The organism is Paraburkholderia dioscoreae (assembly GCF_902459535.1).
Lineage (GTDB): Bacteria > Pseudomonadota > Gammaproteobacteria > Burkholderiales > Burkholderiaceae > Paraburkholderia > Paraburkholderia dioscoreae.
The window spans coordinates 2,168,523-2,184,190 of sequence record NZ_LR699553.1 but is presented as its reverse complement, the minus strand read 5'-3'; the positions used below and the strand labels follow the sequence as shown (position 1 = coordinate 2,184,190).

The 15,668-nt window shown below is 62.5% G+C and carries 9 protein-coding genes; 3 read left to right on the top strand and 6 right to left on the bottom strand.

The features are described 5' to 3' along the window. Nucleotides 1–39 precede the first annotated feature (39 nt). The 3 genes from PDMSB3_RS09755 to PDMSB3_RS09745 are packed head-to-tail and all read left to right on the top strand — an operon-like array spanning nucleotide 40 to nucleotide 5,094. The gene (locus PDMSB3_RS09755; RefSeq protein ID WP_165185955.1) at nucleotides 40–2,187 is read left to right on the top strand and encodes a type I secretion system permease/ATPase; all 2,148 of its coding nucleotides are present in this window, start codon (nucleotides 40–42) and stop codon (nucleotides 2,185–2,187) included. Then, entirely contained in the window at nucleotides 2,187–3,614 is a 1,428-nt protein-coding gene (locus PDMSB3_RS09750) for an HlyD family type I secretion periplasmic adaptor subunit (RefSeq protein WP_197740225.1), read from the top strand. Before PDMSB3_RS09755 ends, PDMSB3_RS09750 begins: the two co-directional genes overlap by 1 nt. Beyond that, on the top strand, nucleotides 3,604–5,094 hold the full coding sequence (locus PDMSB3_RS09745) for a TolC family protein (protein WP_007181930.1): 1,491 nt from the start codon (nucleotides 3,604–3,606) through the stop codon (nucleotides 5,092–5,094). Before PDMSB3_RS09750 ends, PDMSB3_RS09745 begins: the two co-directional genes overlap by 11 nt. A 95-nt stretch (nucleotides 5,095–5,189) precedes the next feature. Here the strand turns inward: PDMSB3_RS09745 and PDMSB3_RS09740 are convergent, their stop codons facing one another. The 6 genes from PDMSB3_RS09740 to nirB form a co-directional block, all read right to left on the bottom strand. Continuing rightward, on the bottom strand, nucleotides 5,190–5,678 hold the full coding sequence (locus tag PDMSB3_RS09740; protein WP_011488374.1) for an MgtC/SapB family protein: 489 nt from the start codon (nucleotides 5,676–5,678) through the stop codon (nucleotides 5,190–5,192). 61 nt (nucleotides 5,679–5,739) lie between these two features. After that, the gene (locus PDMSB3_RS09735; RefSeq protein WP_007181932.1) at nucleotides 5,740–6,414 is read right to left on the bottom strand and encodes a type IV pili methyl-accepting chemotaxis transducer N-terminal domain-containing protein; all 675 of its coding nucleotides are present in this window, start codon (nucleotides 6,412–6,414) and stop codon (nucleotides 5,740–5,742) included. Nucleotides 6,415–6,517: 103 nt separating this feature from the next. Continuing rightward, nucleotides 6,518–7,885: an MFS transporter gene (locus tag PDMSB3_RS09730; protein ID WP_007181933.1), complete on the bottom strand. Its 1,368-nt coding sequence runs from the start codon at nucleotides 7,883–7,885 to the stop codon at nucleotides 6,518–6,520. 200 nt (nucleotides 7,886–8,085) lie between these two features. After that, nucleotides 8,086–12,291 carry a bifunctional nitrate reductase/sulfite reductase flavoprotein subunit alpha gene (locus tag PDMSB3_RS09725; RefSeq protein ID WP_165185953.1) on the bottom strand — a complete coding sequence of 1,402 codons (4,206 nt, stop codon included), beginning with the start codon at nucleotides 12,289–12,291 and terminating at the stop codon, nucleotides 8,086–8,088. A 43-nt stretch (nucleotides 12,292–12,334) separates the two neighbouring features. Further along, nucleotides 12,335–12,691 (bottom strand): nitrite reductase small subunit NirD, encoded by a 357-nt coding sequence (gene nirD / locus PDMSB3_RS09720; protein WP_165185950.1) that lies wholly within the window; start codon nucleotides 12,689–12,691, stop codon nucleotides 12,335–12,337. A gap of 32 nt (nucleotides 12,692–12,723) precedes the next feature. Next, nucleotides 12,724–15,264: a nitrite reductase large subunit NirB gene (gene nirB, locus PDMSB3_RS09715; RefSeq protein ID WP_165185948.1), complete on the bottom strand. Its 2,541-nt coding sequence runs from the start codon at nucleotides 15,262–15,264 to the stop codon at nucleotides 12,724–12,726. Between the last annotated feature and the right edge of the window lie 404 nt (nucleotides 15,265–15,668).

Below are 15,668 nucleotides of genomic sequence, written 5' to 3'. Positions count from 1 at the left end.
TCCCCGCTGCCCACGCATCCGCGGCTTTCTGCCTCGCGGATGCGAATTCACCTGCATCCCTTGAACGCTCCCGAACTCAAACAGCCGGTGCATGATCCATCGCTCGCATGTCTCGTCATCATCGCGCGGTTTCATGGCGTGGCCGCTGACGCTGCGCAGTTGAGCCATGCCGCCGCCCGCAACGGTGAACCCTTCGACAATGACGCGCTGATACTGGGTGCCCGCTCAATCGGCCTGAAGGCTACCCAGGCGCCCCTACGAATCGACCGTCTCGACCGGACACCTTTACCGGCGCTTGCCTTCGACAGGGACGGCAGGCACTTCATCATCGCACGATGCGACGGCAAAACTGTCTTCATTCTTGAGGCCGACGCTCCCGCTCCGACAGTGGTGTCGTTCGACGCGCTCACGGTCCGCACTACCGGGAAAATGTTGCTATTCGCGTCCCGTGCCTCGCTTGCCGGTGAACTTGCGCGCTTCGATTTTTCCTGGTTCATTCCAGCGATCATCAAGTACAGACGACTTCTGCTGGAAGTGCTCGCCGTGTCGCTGGTGCTGCAGATTTTCGGGCTCGTTTCGCCACTGATGTTCCAGGTAGTGATGGACAAGGTTCTCGTGAACCGTGCCTACAACACGCTTGCCGTTGTAGGCGTCGCGCTTTTCGTAAGTTCGACCTTCGAAGTGCTGCTCACGGGCCTGCGCAATTTCACTTTCTCGCACACGACCAACCGGATTGACGTTGAGTTGGGCGCACGCCTGTTCCGTCATCTGCTGGCGTTGCCCTTGCCGTATTTCGCGGCCCGACGCGTGGGCGATACGGTGGCCCGCGTGCGTGAACTGGAGACTATCCGCAACTTCCTGACCGGGCAGGCGCTGACCGCTGTCATTGACCTGGTATTTTCGTTTGTGTTTCTCGGGGTGATGTGTCTCTACAGCGTACGGCTCACGTTGATCGTCGTGGCGTCGTTGCCGCTCTATGCCTGCGTTTCCGCCGCACTGGTGCCTGCCCTGCGCCGCCGTCTGAACGAGAAATTCGCGCGCGGTGCGGACAACCAGTCGTTTCTGGTCGAGACTGTTTCCAGTATCGAAACGGTCAAGGCAATGGCCGTCGAGCCGCAGTTCATCAGGAGATGGGAAACGCAGCTCGCCGCTTATGTCGCATCGGGGTTCCGGGTGACGGCGCTCGGCAACGTGGGGCAGCAGCTTATCCAGTTCACCGGCAAGCTGGTCACGCTCGCAACGTTGCTGCTGGGCGCGAAGCTGGTCATCGATGGGCGGCTCACCGTGGGCCAACTGATTGCGTTCAACATGATGTCGCAGCATGTCGCCTCGCCCGTCCTGCGTCTCGCACAACTCTGGCAGGATTTCCAGCAGATCGGCATTTCAATGGGGCGCCTGGGCGACATTCTCAATACGCGCAACGAACTGGCGCAGAGCCGCCAGGCGCTCCCTGCGCTGGTTGGCAATATCCGCTTCGAGAACGTCCGTTTCCGCTACCGGCCCGACGGCCCACCCGTTCTCGATGACCTGTCGCTCGACGTGCGCGCCGGCGAGGTGGTCGGCATTGTCGGCCGCTCCGGTTCCGGCAAAAGCACGCTCACCAAACTGCTGCAACGGCTTTACCTGCCCGAACAGGGCACCGTGCGAATCGACGGCATCGACCTTGCGCTCGCCGAGCCTGCATGGCTGCGCCGACAGGTTGGCGTGGTGCTTCAGGAAAACGTCCTCTTTAACCGTTCTATCCGCGAGAATATCGCGCTGACCGATCCGGGCGCACCACTTGAACTTGTGATGCGCGCGGCAACACTGGCCGGCGCGCATGAATTCATCTGCGAGCTACCGCAGGCGTACGACACGCAAGTCGAAGAGCACGGCGGCAACCTGTCGGGCGGCCAGCGCCAGCGCCTCGCGATTGCGCGGGCGTTGCTCACCAATCCGCGCATTCTGATTTTAGACGAGGCAACCAGTGCGCTCGACTTCGAAACCGAGCGCGTCATCCAGAACAACATGCGTGCCATCTGTGCGGGGCGAACCGTCATTATTATCGCTCACCGCCTGAGTGCGGTAAGACACGCGGACCAGATCATCGCAATGGACAAGGGGCGGATTGTGGAGCGTGGCGCGCACGACGCTTTGCTCGCGCACGGCGGCTATTACGCCCACCTCCTCTCTCTGCAAAACAGTTGATGATGCGAGTCCATCTTGAGGCAATCGCCGATCTGATACGTCGATACTCGGCCGTGTGGCGGGCCGGGTGGTCGATCCGCGACCAGCTGGATACGCCGGAAAAGCTCGGATACGAGCTGGCTTTCCAGCCCGCTCACCTTGAACTGGTCGAAACGCCCGTTCATCCTGCGCCTCGTTGGGCAATGCGCATTCTGGTGATCCTCGCCATGTTGATCCTGCTGATCGGTATCGTTGGCCGACTCGATATCGTCGTGACGGCAAAAGGCAAACTCGTTCCCAACGACCGCGTCAAGATCATCCAGCCGGCAATTACCGGCGTTGTGCGGCAGATTCTGGTTCGTGATGGGCAACGCGTGAATGCGCAACAGGCATTACTGGTTCTCGACGCGACACAGGCAGCGGCTGATGCAGACAAGGCCCGCTCGTCGCGGATCGATGCAGCCCTGGCGTCCGCCCGCGCCACGGCACTATTCGATGCAGTCAAAACGGGACGTGTCCCGGCGCTGCGTACGGTGGATGGTGCATCGTCAGAGCAACAATCTCAGGCACAGCATTTCGCCGAAGGACTGTACAGGGAGTACGCGGACAAACTCATGGCGTCGCAAGCCGAACTTCTCAAGCGGGAAGCCGAACTCGCGACGACCCGCCAGGAAGTGGCGAAGTTGCGCGCAACCGCACCGCTGGCACGTCGTGAGGCCAATGATTACCGATACCTTGCGCGCGACCAGTACGTCGCGCAACACGACTATCTGGGCAAGGAACAGTCCGCATTGGAACAGGAACACGAACTCGCCGCGCAGCAGAGCCGCGCACGCGAACTGGCTGCGGCGATAGTCCAACAGCGGGCGGCGATCGGACAGACGACCTCGCAATTCGCGCGTGAACAGCTCGATGTACTCGACAAGGCCCGGCAGCAGTTTGCGCAGTACCGCGCCGACGAAACCAAGGCCGTGACGCGACAGAGCTTGATGACGCTCTACGCGCCGGTTTCCGGCACCGTCGAGCAGCTTGCTGCGCACACGCCCGGCGGAGTCGTGACAACGGCACAATCGATCATGGAAATCGTGCCGGACGACGCGGTGGAAGTCGAAGCAAGCATTGAAAACAAGGACGTGGGATTCGTGAATGTCGGGCAGGATGCCATCGTCAAGATTGAGGCCTTCCCTTATACCCGCTACGGCTACCTGACCGGTAAGGTCACGTCGGTATCGAACGACGCAGCGCAGAACCGGGACCGGAAACTGGGCCTGACTTTCACAGCACACATTCGCTTGCCGACCAACCAGATCCAGGTTAATGACAAACCGGTCAGACTCACGCCTGGCATGGAAATCACGGCAGAAATAAGGACCGGGCAGCGCAGTGTGGCGGCGTATTTTCTTGACCCGCTGATGCAGACGGCCGGTAAGAGTCTGCATGAACGTTAAACTCACGAGCGGCGCGAGCCGCCGCTACATTCACGCGCTGCGGGCGTTGATATGGCTATCGGTTCTGGGTGTCGCGCCGGGTACCGTGAAGGCCATCGATGTTTTTCGCACCGACACCTTGGTTCCGCGCACACCTGCGAGTACATTCGCAAACGACGCCGCCTATCCCTGCCAGTTCGGCCAACTGGAGATGCCGCTCCATCTGGCCGAAGCGGTGAATCGTGCCCTGTGTGAAAACCCGGCAACGCGGGAAGCCTGGGCGAATGTGAAGGTGCAGGCCGCGGCGGTCGGTGTGGCGAAGTCGGCCTATCTTCCGACCCTGACAGCGAACTTGCAGGACGTGCGCGATCACACGGCGACAGACGTGAGTGGTTATCCCCGCCTGAGTTCGGCGAATCGCTCGACGGTCTATTCCGGCTCGATCTCGGCGAACTGGGTGCTGTACGACTTCGGGGGCAGGAAAGCCGCGCTCGCCAACTCGCAGGCTCTGCTCGCAGCCGCGCGGGCCAACCAGGACGCAACCTTGCAGACGGTCTTCGCCACTATCGCGACAGACTACTACGCAGCACAGGCGGCAGCCGGCAAGCTGGCCCTGGCAGAAGACGCGGAAAGTATCGCCTATGACAGCTTTACTGCCGCGTCGGCACGCGTGGCCCACGGCGTCGCGGCGATTTCCGACCAGTTGCAAGCCCAGACTTCCTACGCACAGGCAACGTTTAACCGTGCAAAAGCCGAAGGCGATTTGCAGACCGCGTTGGGCACGCTTGCCTCAGACATGTTTCTGGCGCCGGATCAGCCTGTCACCATGCCGGCGGCCGACGATGGCGTGGTGCCGGACCAGGACGCCACGGCATCGATCTCCAGCCTGATTGAAGAAGCTCAAAGCATCCACCCTGCTATTGCGGCCGCCAGAGCGAAGCTCGACGCGGCGATTGCCGATGAACAACGGACGCGCGCCGAAGGGCTGCCGAATCTGAGTCTGATTGCGAAATACAGCCAGAATAACCAGCCCGCCAGTCTGGGGCTCGGACAGCCTGAATTCGCCGCAACCGGGCGCGACGGGTATATCGGCGTGCAGTTGCAGATTCCATTGTTCGAAGGGTTGAGCCGCACGTACAAAGTACGTGCGGCTCAAGCCCAGGCGGAAGTGCAGGCGGATTCGCTCGACGAAGCACGACGGCAGATCGCGCTCGACGTGTGGAAGAGCTATCAGGCGTTGCAGACGAACATAAAGAGCGTGAGCAACACCGCTACCTTAAAACAGATTGCACAGCGTTCTTTTGAAGTTGCAAAGCGCCGCTATGCGGTGGGCGTGGGGAGCATTCTGGAATTGCTGAACGCACAGAAGGCGCTTTCCGAGGCCAGACAGCAACGCATCCAGGCGCTGACCGACTGGCGCGTGGCACGGCTCCAACTGGCCGCGAAGATTGGGCGTCTGAATGCCGGCGATTTGCCCACGGAACACAGTCCGACGCACTAGTCAGGTCTGACGCGGCTGCATGGCTGTACGCCGGCCGATTCGCTCGCACGAGCATCCCACAAAAAGCCCGATGCGAGCGCCTGAAGATTTGCGCCCTACTTCTCCTCCCCCTCGCGACTCTTGAACAGCCGCGCGCTCGACAGAATAGCAAGCGCAATCGCCACGCTAAGAATCGCCGTCGCTTCGCGCCCCAACCCCGCCGCCACGCCGACGCCTGCGCTCAACCACAAGCTCGCTGCCGTCGTCAGGCCACGCACCTCGCGTTCGGCACTGAGCTTGATGATCGCGCCCGCGCCGAGAAAACCGACGCCGGACACGAGGCCTTGCAGCACCCGGCTCATATTGTCCTGCGAAAAACCGGCCTGCAACGGCACGACCACGAACAAGGCCGCGCCGACCGACACCATCATATGCGTGCGCATGCCGGCGTCGCGCCGTGACATCTCACGCTCGAATCCGAGTATGCCGCCGAGTATCAATGCGAGTCCGAGGCGCATCAGCACCTGCGTGACGTCGGCCGCGCTGCCGAGATCGGAGAATTCTGCGCGTGCAGTTCCCCACACCACCTGCCACCAGTTGGTCATTACATTTGCCCGACGTTCCGGAAAACGCCAAGCATACGGCAATATCGCCGCGCCGCGTGCTTCACCCCGCCGAGGTCTTCTTTACGAACGCGCTCACTACGGCCTCCAGTTCTTTCGTGATTGTCGTCATCACGCCGGCCACCACGGCGAATTCGCGCCCGGTCACGTGCGCGCGGCTCGCCACGATCTGTCCGTTGAACGAAACGATATGCGCTTCTTTCGCGATCGCCTTGATCCGCTCGATCAGTTGCTGCTGCTCTTTCTTCTGCAAGCGCGCTATCCGCCGGCTCTCCTGCTCGTACACGGCCGTGACGCCGTGCAGATGCGTCAGCAACGGATCGACGGAATCGACCAGGGCCTTCAATGCATCGTCCGCGCGCGGCGACGCACGCCCGATCGCCTCCAACGCGGTCGAAGCCAGTGCGATAAATTCCGCGATCTTCGCGGCCACTTGGCCGCTGCCGTGAAATGCGTCGCGCAGCGCCGGGGAAAACAGTCCAGGCAAGCCGTCGCGGCCTCGCGTCAGCGCCGTATGACTGTCAGCGAACGTGTTCAACGTGTCGCGCGCAATCGCGAGCGCACCGTCGAACTGCTGGAACGCCAGTATCGCTTTCAACACAATGCGCTGCGAGAGCATCCGCTGACGCCCCGCCATGTTGATCAACGAGCTCAACACCTCGCTGGAGACGTCCGCGTCGGACAGTGGCGCCTGAACCCGTTCTGTCGTGATGCTCATGTCAACTTCTTATGATGGTTGATCGGCTCTGTCGCGTGTGACCCGGCTTCCGCATCAACGCGGCGGCCGGATCGGGAGCGCTACTCCGCTCCACGCCACACCACTACTCCGTTGCGTGCGCATGCATCACGCCGGAGTGCATCGACCACGCCATCCACGGGCGGCGCAGCGCGACGATCGCGAGGAACGCGCATGCGGCCAGCACGCCGAACGTTGCAAAGCCCATCTGATAGCTGCCCGTGCTTTCCTTTGCGATACCCATCACGACCGGCAGATAGAATCCGCCGATGCCGCCCGCGGCGCCGACAATGCCCGACATCAGACCCGTGCGGCCGGCCCAGCGATGCGGCACCAACTGGAAAGTCGCGCCGTTGCCGAGACCGAAGGCCACATACAGGACCAACAGCAGCGCAATGCCGCCCGCCATTGCAGGCATGGCTGCGGCGAACACGAAGTCGCACAACGAGATGATTGCGAGCAGAAAAGTCAGCGCGCGCACACCGGACACCTTGTCGGCGATCAGGCCGCCGAGCGGACGCACCATCGCGCCCGTCGCGGCGAGCAGCGCCATGAAGAGACCGGCGTCGATCTTCGAGAGCTGATAGAGGTTGGTGAGAAGCAGCGAAACATACGAGGACATGCCGACGAAACCACCGAACGTAATGCTGTACACCAGCATGATCGCCCACGTGTCACGCTCGGCCAGCACCGCGCGATAGCGCTTGGGCAGCACCGCGATCGCCAGCAAAGCGCCGATCACGGGCAACAGCAGCACACCGGTCTTGCCGGAGCCGAACATGCCGGCTTCGACCAGCAGCACCAGCACGATCAATCCGACCAGCGTCACTGCAAAGCTGCCGGATGCGCGCAGCACGCTGCCCGATTTCACGCCGGAATCGTTGGCCCAGAAATAGAGCGTGATTGCCGCGATCGCGAGCAACGGCAGTGCGCCGCCGGCGGCCATCTGCCAGCCGTAGTGCGTAGCCAGTTGCGGGAACAGGAAGCCGTCGAGCACCGCGCCGATATTGCCGGCCGCCGCGAGGCCCAACACGAGGCCTTGCACCTTCGGCGGATAGTTGCTGCCGGCCATCGGCAGCGCCACGGCGAAACTCGCACCGCCAACACCGAGGAATACGCCGAGCACCAGCAGCACGGTGTACGACGGCACAGACGGCATCAGCGGCAGCACGATGGTCGGCACCGCCGAAAGCAGCACGCCCATCAACGCAATGCGCTTGCCGTGCGCGGACTGATACAGGTTACCGAGCGTGACACGCAGAATGGCGGCCGAAAGCACCGGCACCGCCACCAGCAAACCTTGTTGCGCGGGCGTCATCGCAATGCTCTTGCTGATGAACGGCGCGAGCGGTCCATACAGAACCCAGACGGTAAAGCCGGTGTCGAAATAGAGGAAACACGCCACCAGCGCGCGCCAGTCCCCACTCTTTAGGGAGCTCATCACGTTTTTCATCAGATATCCTCACAATGCTGATTGTTCGACTATCCGGCAGATCGCGCCACGCGCTACGCACCGGAATGATCACAATGTTGAAAACCGGCATGAACAGGCAACCTCCATGCCATCCGGCTCCTTCTTTTGAAGCATTACTGCGTACTCTTTGAAACCTTGAAATGTCGACTGCGCACGCGGCGCTTGAAACAGTCCGGCTATCAATAAACATCGCGTGCGTAGCGTTTTTCCTGCGCGAGGCGGCCCACGTATTCGAGTGCCTTTTCGTCACTCATGCCGCCGTGTCGCGCCACGACTTCCTTGAGCGCCGCATCGACATCTTTCGCCATCCGGTTGGCGTCGCCGCATACGTAGAAATGCGCACCGTCTTCGAGCCACGCCCACAATTGCGCACCCTGCTCGCGCATGCGGTCCTGCACGTAGACCTTGTCCGCCTGGTCGCGTGAAAAGGCGACGTCGAGTCGGGTCAGTACACCGCTGTCGCGCATCGATTCGAGTTCGTCGCGATAGTAGAAATCAGACGCGGCGTGCTGCTCGCCGAAGAACAGCCAGTTGCGTCCTGTGTCGCCTCGTGCACGCCGCTCGTGCAGAAAGCCGCGAAACGGTGCAACGCCGGTGCCGGGACCGACCATGATCATCGGCGTGTCCGAACCATGAGGAGGACGAAAGTGTGCGGACTTCTGCACGAACACGGGCACGTTGACATCGAGAGCACGGTCGGCGAGAAAAGTCGACGACACGCCTTTGCGATGACGGCGGCCGTTGCTGTAACGCACTGCGGAAACCGTCAGATGAACTTCGCCCGCATGCGCTTTCGGACTCGACGCAATCGAATACAGCCGGGGTTGCAGACGCTTGAGCATGCCGGTCAATTCGCTTGCCGTGAGACTCACAGGAAATTCATGCAGCACGTCGGCGATCTGCTGGCCCCACAACCACTGTTTGAGGTCGGCCTTGCGATCCGGCGCCAGCAGATCACGCAGCGCGCCGTTATTGCTGCGTGCCGCAACAAACGCAAGCAGGTCCGGATTCGGCCGCGCGATCTCGTAGTGTTTGCCGAGCGCATCGGCAAGACGCATCTCTCCGGCGCCCGCCACGTTCACCGCGGCGTCCGCGCTCAGACCGCTCAGGCCGATCAATTCGTCGACCAGTTCGGGACAGTTGCTCGGCCAGACACCGAGTGCGTCGCCCGCTTCGTATTCGAGCTCCGAGCCGCCCGTATGCAACGAGACGTAGCGCGTATCTTTTGCCGCGCCCTGCTTGTTCAGGCGCAGATTGCTGACGAGCCGCGACGCGGCCGGCCGCGTTTTGGTGGGCACCGTGCCCGGCACCACGGCATTGACCATACCGCCCGCCGGCACGGCATACAGCGCGGCATCTTCTTCCTTGATCCGCACGATGATGCGTTCAAGCCACGCGTCCGCGCTTTCCTGATACTCGCTATCGCAGTCGACGCGATCCATCAGCCGCAGCGCGCCTTGCCCGGCGAGCCGCTCGTCGAGACGGCGGCCGTGACCGCAGAACTGGTCATAGTTGCGATCGCCGAGCGCGAGCACCGCGAAGCGTACGCCGTCGAGCCGGGGCGCGCCCTCGCCGCTCAATTGCGTCCAGAAACTTTGTGCGTTGTCGGGTGGGTCGCCATCGCCGAAGGTGCTTGTCATCAGCAGCACGTATTGGGCTTTGGCGAGCGCCGCAGCGGGATAATCCGCCATGCACGACGTGCGGATTTCAAATCCCGATTCCATCAGACGGGTGGCATAGCTTTCGGTCAGCGACTCGGTGTTGCCGGTTTGCGAGGCCCACAGCAGAGTAACCTTGGGACGCGCGCGCACGATCCGCACGCCGGACGCGTGAGACGCATCCGCATGTGACACCGCAAGCGTAGCGGCCGACGCGGCGGGAACCATCGCGCTGCGGCTATACAGACCGGCAAGCAAACCATCCACGTACAGACGGCTGGTCGTATCGAACGGCGCATTGCCGGGCAGAACCGGCGTGCTGTCGATACCTTTTGCTTCCGCTGAACGCAGTCCGCTGACGAAGCCGGCAAGGTAGAGCCGCTGCTGGTCGGTGAATGAAGGCGCGGGTGTCGGCAGCAACTGCAACAGGCTCGTGAGTGCATCGATACGGGGCATATCCAGATCCTCGGCGCTTGCCGATACGGTGTTCACGGGCGCCGCGCTCACGGCAACCGCAACGGATGCATCGGCGATCGTTGTATCGTCGTCATTCAGAAGCGGCTGCCTGCTGTCGGCCGCCACCGGACTCAGCGCGACCGCGCAGAACTTGAGTTCGGGCTGCTGCGAGATCAGGTCGACGGCATCGCTGGTTACGGCGTTGATGCACAGGTCGTCGCCGAATACATCGTTCCAGTGCATCGGCGCAAAGCAACTGCCCGCGCTCACGCGTTCGGTCACGACAGCCGGCAACACCGCGCGGCCCCGGCGCGAACGAATCTCCACCGGGTCGTGTGGCTTGATGCCGAGCGTGGCGGCATCTTCGGGATGAATCTCGACGAACGGGGCCGGGTTCAGCTTGTTGAGCATCGCGACCTTGCCGGTCTTGGTCATGGTGTGCCATTGATGCTGCAAGCGGCCCGTATTCAGTACGATCGGAAACTCACGATCCGGCAATTCCGCCGGCGCTGCATAGGCACGCGCGAAGAACACCGCCTTGCCGCTCGTGGTGGGAAAAACAAGCCGCGGACGGCTGCCGTCCGGCAATTCCTTGAGTGCCTGGCTCACGCCGTCGTTGAGATAGCGAACCGGATTGCGCTCCGCTGATTCGTCCGATGCAAGCGGCCACTGCAACGGCATTTCCTTCAACCGGCGATGGCTCGCGCCGCGCAGGTCGTAGCCCGTCTTCGGATTCGACACGCGGGTGATTTCCGCGAAAACTTCCTCGGCGCTCGCGTAGGTGAAGCTTTCGGCGTAACCCATTTCGCAGGCGATACGCGCGATGATCTGCCAGTCCGGCAGCGCGGCGCCCGGCGGCTCGATGCCCTTTTGCATCAGCGTGAGATTGCGCTCCGAGTTGATCATCACGCCTTCGGCTTCAGCCCAGAGCGCGCCGGGCAATAACACGTCGGCATAGCGGTTGGTCTCGGTGTCGAGGAAAGCGTCTTGCGCGATCACGAGTTGCGCCGCACGCAATCCGTCGATCGCGTTCTGGCGATTCGCCACGCTCGCCACCGGATTCGTGCAGATGATCCAGCACGCCTTGATCTCGCCCGCCGCCATGCGCGTGAACATGTCGATGGTGCCGTTGCCCGCTTCGGGCTTGAGCGTGCCCTTCGGAATGCGCCATAGGTCTTCGATAAACGCGCGGTCTTCTTCGACCAGCACCGAACGCTGGCCCGGCAAACCCGGCCCCATGTAACCCATTTCGCGGCCGCCCATTGCGTTGGGCTGGCCGGTCAACGAAAACGGCCCGCTGCCGCGCCGGCAGATCTTGCCCGTCGCGAGATGCAGATTGCAGATCGCGTTGGTGTGCCATGTGCCGTGCGTGCTCTGATTCAGGCCCATCGTCCAGCAACTGATCCACTCGTTGGCTGTGCCGATCATCTGTGCGGCCGCACGGATTTCGTCGGCGGCAAGGCCGGTGATCTGCGCGACTTTCTCCGGCGTGTAGTCGGCGAGAAACGCGGGCATCGCATCCCAGCCTTCGGTGGCCTCGGCGATAAAAGCGGCATCAGTATGGCCGTTTTCGTGCAGCAGATGCAGCAGGCCATTGAGCAACGCGAGATCGGTGCCCGGCTTGATCTGCATGAAAAGATCGGCCTTCTCCGCCGTCGTGTTGCGGCGCGGATCGACGACGATCAGTTTGGCGCCGGCCTTCACGCGATCCATCATGCGCAGGAACAGAATCGGGTGACAGTCGGCCATATTCGCGCCGATCACGAAGAACAGGTCGGCGTGATCGATATCTTCGTACGATCCCGGCGGGCCGTCCGCGCCGAGCGAGAGTTTGTAGCCGCTGCCCGCGCTCGCCATGCACAGGCGCGAATTCGATTCGATGTTGTTGGTGCCGACAAAACCTTTGGCAAGCTTGTTGACGAGGTATTGCGCCTCGATCGACATCTGCCCGGAAACGTAGAACGACAGCGCGTCCGGTCCATGTTCATCGAGCAGGCCGCGCAAACGCGCTGCCGTGGTGCTGATCGCCTGCGTCATGGGCAACGGCACCGGATCCTGACCGCGCGCATGACGCACGAACGCGCCCTCCAGACGTCCCGACTTGCGCAACGCGACGTGCGCCGACTGGCCCTTCGTGCACAGCCGTCCGAAATTGGCCGGATGCTCCTTGTCACCGGAGATTTTCACCACCTGGCCGCCCTCGACGTGCAGCACCATGCCGCAGCCAACGCCGCAGTAGGGGCACACGGTTTTTACGCTGGTGGATGACATGGCGGGCAACGTGGTTCGAAAAAAGTTTCAGACGATCAGCCGCTCAGACGGCGACCCACACCTGGCCGTTTTCCACTCGCGCGGCGAACGCGTCAACGGAATACGCCGGTGTTTCCAGACACTCGCCGGTCCGCAGGTCGAAGTGATGCTTGTAGATCGGCGAGGCGACCACGATGCGTTCACCGAGGCTGCCGATCAGCCCGCGAGAAAGCACCGCCGCCTGCGAGCCCGGGTCGAAGTTTTCGATCGCGTAGACGGTGACGTCAGCGTCACCGCCGCCGGTCACGTGAAAAACCGCCACCTGCTCGCCGTTGACGAGCGCGCAAACACCCGTGTTGGGCACGATGTCGTCGAGCTGGCAAACGGGCGTCCAGGAGCGTGGCAGGCGATCGTTTTTCATGGCGGAAGTCCTTGGTGAATAGTGCAGATCAATCAGACGGTTTCGGCGACCACGGGAATCGCGGCGAGCTTCGAGCGTCGCTCGGCGGGCGTGGCCGGTCGGATCTGACCACGTTCCTCCACGAAAGCGATGTTGCTGTCGGACTCGCTGCTGTTGACGAAATGACGGAAGCGCTTGCGCGTTTCGGGATCGGTGACAGCCTTCTTCCATTCGCACTCGTAGGTGTCGACCACGTGCTGCATCTCTGACTCGAGTTCGCCGGCCACCCCGAGACGATCGTTGACGACCACGTCGATCAGATATTCAAGGCCGCCCTCGAGGTTGTCGCGCCACACGCTGGTGCGTTGCAGACGATCGGCGGTGCGCACGTAGAACATCAGGAAGCGGTCGATGTAGCGCACCAGCGTTTCCTGATCGAGGTCCGATGCGAGCAGTTCAGCGTGGCGCGGTTTCATGCCGCCGTTGCCGCACACATAGAGATTCCAGCCCTTCTCGGTCGCGATGATGCCGACGTCCTTGCCCTGCGCTTCCGCGCATTCACGCGTGCAGCCCGACACGCCGAACTTGATCTTGTGCGGCGTGCGCAGACCCTTGTAGCGGTTCTCGATCTCGACCGCGAGACCCACCGAATCGCCTACGCCATAGCGGCACCACGTCGAACCGACACACGACTTCACGGTGCGCAGCGACTTGCCGTACGCGTGGCCAGATTCGAAACCGGCGGCGATCAGTTCTTCCCAGATGAGCGGCAATTGCTCGACGCGCGCGCCAAACAGATCGACACGCTGACCGCCGGTGATTTTCGTGTAGAGGCCGTATTTCTTCGCCACCTGGCCGACCGCGATCAAACCGTCGGGCGTCACTTCGCCGCCCGCCATACGCGGCACGACCGAATAGGTGCCGTCGCGCTGGATGTTGGCGAGGTAGTAGTCGTTGGTGTCCTGCAACGCGGCGTGTTCCTTCTTCAGCACGAACTCGTTCCAGCACGACGCGAGAATGCTCGCCACCACCGGCTTGCAGATATCGCAACCGAGACCGTGGCCGTGCTTCGCGAGCAGTGCGCCGAAGCTGCGCACGCCTTCCACACGCACGATGTGATACAGCTCCTGGCGCGAATACGGGAAGTGCTCGCAAACGTGATTGTTGACCACGAGACCCTGCTTCTTCATCTCGGCCTTCATCACCTGGGTAACGAGCGGCACGCAGCCGCCGCACGAGGTGCCGGCGCCGGTCGCGCCTTTGAGCGCGCCGATGTCGGTCGCGCCCGCGCAGACGGCGGCGCATAGCTCGCCCTTCGAGACGTTGTTGCACGAGCAGATCTGCGCGCCGGCGGGCAACGCCTCGACGCCGAGCGCGGGCTTCGCGTTGCCGTCCGCCTGCGGCAGGATCAGGAATTCAGGCGATGCCGGTAACTCGATGCGGTTCAACATCATCTGCAAGAGCGTGCCGTACTCGCTCGCGTCGCCCACCATCACGCCGCCCAGCAGGTATTTGCCGCATTCGGACACCACCAGTTTCTTGTAGACCTGCTTGCGTTCGTCGCTGAACTGGTAGGCGCGGCTGCCCGGCGTGCTGCCATGCGCGTCGCCGATACTCGCCACGTCCACGCCCATCAGCTTGAGCTTGGTGCTCATGTCGGCGCCGGCGAATTCGGCCGCGCCACCGAGCAATTGCTTCGCCACCGCGCGGGCCATTTCATAACCCGGCGCCACGAGGCCGAACAGTTGGCCGTTCCACAGCGCGCATTCGCCGATCGCATAGATGTGCGGATCGCTGGTGCGGCACGCGTTATCGATCACGATGCCGCCGCGCGGGCCGAGCGTCAGACCGCTTTCGCGCGCCAGATCGTCGCGCGGGCGAATGCCCGCTGAGAACACGATCATGTCGGTGTCGAGATGGCTGCCGTCCGCGAATTGCATGCGGTGCGTGCCCGCTTCGCCGTCCACGATCGCCGTGGTGTTCTTCTGCGTATGCACCGTCACGCCCAGCTCTTCGATCTTCGTGCGCAGCACGCGGCCGCCGCCGTCGTCCACCTGCACGGCCATCAGACGCGGCGCGAATTCGACCACGTGGGTTTGCAGACCCATGTCGCGCAGTGCCTTCGCGCATTCGAGACCAAGCAAGCCGCCGCCGACCACCGTGCCCGTCTTCGAGCGCGCACCGCATTCATGCATGGCTTCGAGATCGTCGATGGTTCGGTACACGAAGCAATCGGCGCGCTCTCGCCCCTGCACGGGCGGCACGAACGGATAGGAGCCGGTGGCGAAAACCAGCTTGTCATAAGGCAATGTTTCACCCGTCGATACCGTCACGGTGCGCGCATCGCGATCGATCGCCACGGCTTTCGCGTTCAGCTTGAGCAACACGTTCTGGCGTTCGAAGAAACCCGGCTCGACCAGCGACAGATCGTCCGCCGTCTTGCCCGCGAAAAACTCGGACAGGTGCACGCGGTCGTAGGCCGGCCTCGACTCTTCGCACAGCACCGTGATGTCGAGGCCGTGCGCGGCGTCTTGTGCGAGGCACTCGACCAGTTTGTGCCCGACCATGCCGTGACCGATAACGATGATTTTCATGAGCGCGGTTTCCTCAATGTGCTGGTTGCGGGCGCCGTCTTGCGGCATGGGGCGAAAGCGATCCGGAAATAAAAACGGCGTCCCGCGAACCCAGTCGATGACTGAATTCGGGGGACGCCGTTGTCCTGACCTGTCCTGCGGCGAGTACTTTGTGTTGCACTCGCGACGGATCCACGTTGATCCGATGGCACGGCTTAATGCAAGGCCTGTGCCAATTGCAGGAAACGCGTGGGGAAAGGCCGCTGTGCGGGGCTTCGGGGCAAATGGCACGCGCGTGCGGTGAACCCGGCGCGCGACGCGTTTCGATGCAGCGAAGCACACGTATGGTGCGACGCAGCACTGTGTGCGTGCGAGGTGCGGGCACGCAAGCGGTGCGTTGGCAGGCGTTTTTTGCGGTGGCGGCG

Coding starts and splice junctions, on each gene's coding strand:
- PDMSB3_RS09730 (WP_007181933.1), bottom strand. CDS start 7,885: ATGAAAAACGTGATGAGCTCCCTAAAGAGTGGGGACTGGCGCGCGCTG.
- nirB (WP_165185948.1), bottom strand. CDS start 15,264: ATGAAAATCATCGTTATCGGTCACGGCATGGTCGGGCACAAACTGGTC.
- PDMSB3_RS09750 (WP_197740225.1), top strand. CDS start 2,187: ATGATGCGAGTCCATCTTGAGGCAATCGCCGATCTGATACGTCGATAC.
- PDMSB3_RS09725 (WP_165185953.1), bottom strand. CDS start 12,291: ATGTCATCCACCAGCGTAAAAACCGTGTGCCCCTACTGCGGCGTTGGC.
- nirD (WP_165185950.1), bottom strand. CDS start 12,691: ATGAAAAACGATCGCCTGCCACGCTCCTGGACGCCCGTTTGCCAGCTC.
- PDMSB3_RS09735 (WP_007181932.1), bottom strand. CDS start 6,414: ATGAGCATCACGACAGAACGGGTTCAGGCGCCACTGTCCGACGCGGAC.
- PDMSB3_RS09740 (WP_011488374.1), bottom strand. CDS start 5,678: ATGACCAACTGGTGGCAGGTGGTGTGGGGAACTGCACGCGCAGAATTC.
- PDMSB3_RS09745 (WP_007181930.1), top strand. CDS start 3,604: ATGAACGTTAAACTCACGAGCGGCGCGAGCCGCCGCTACATTCACGCG.
- PDMSB3_RS09755 (WP_165185955.1), top strand. CDS start 40: ATGCGAATTCACCTGCATCCCTTGAACGCTCCCGAACTCAAACAGCCG.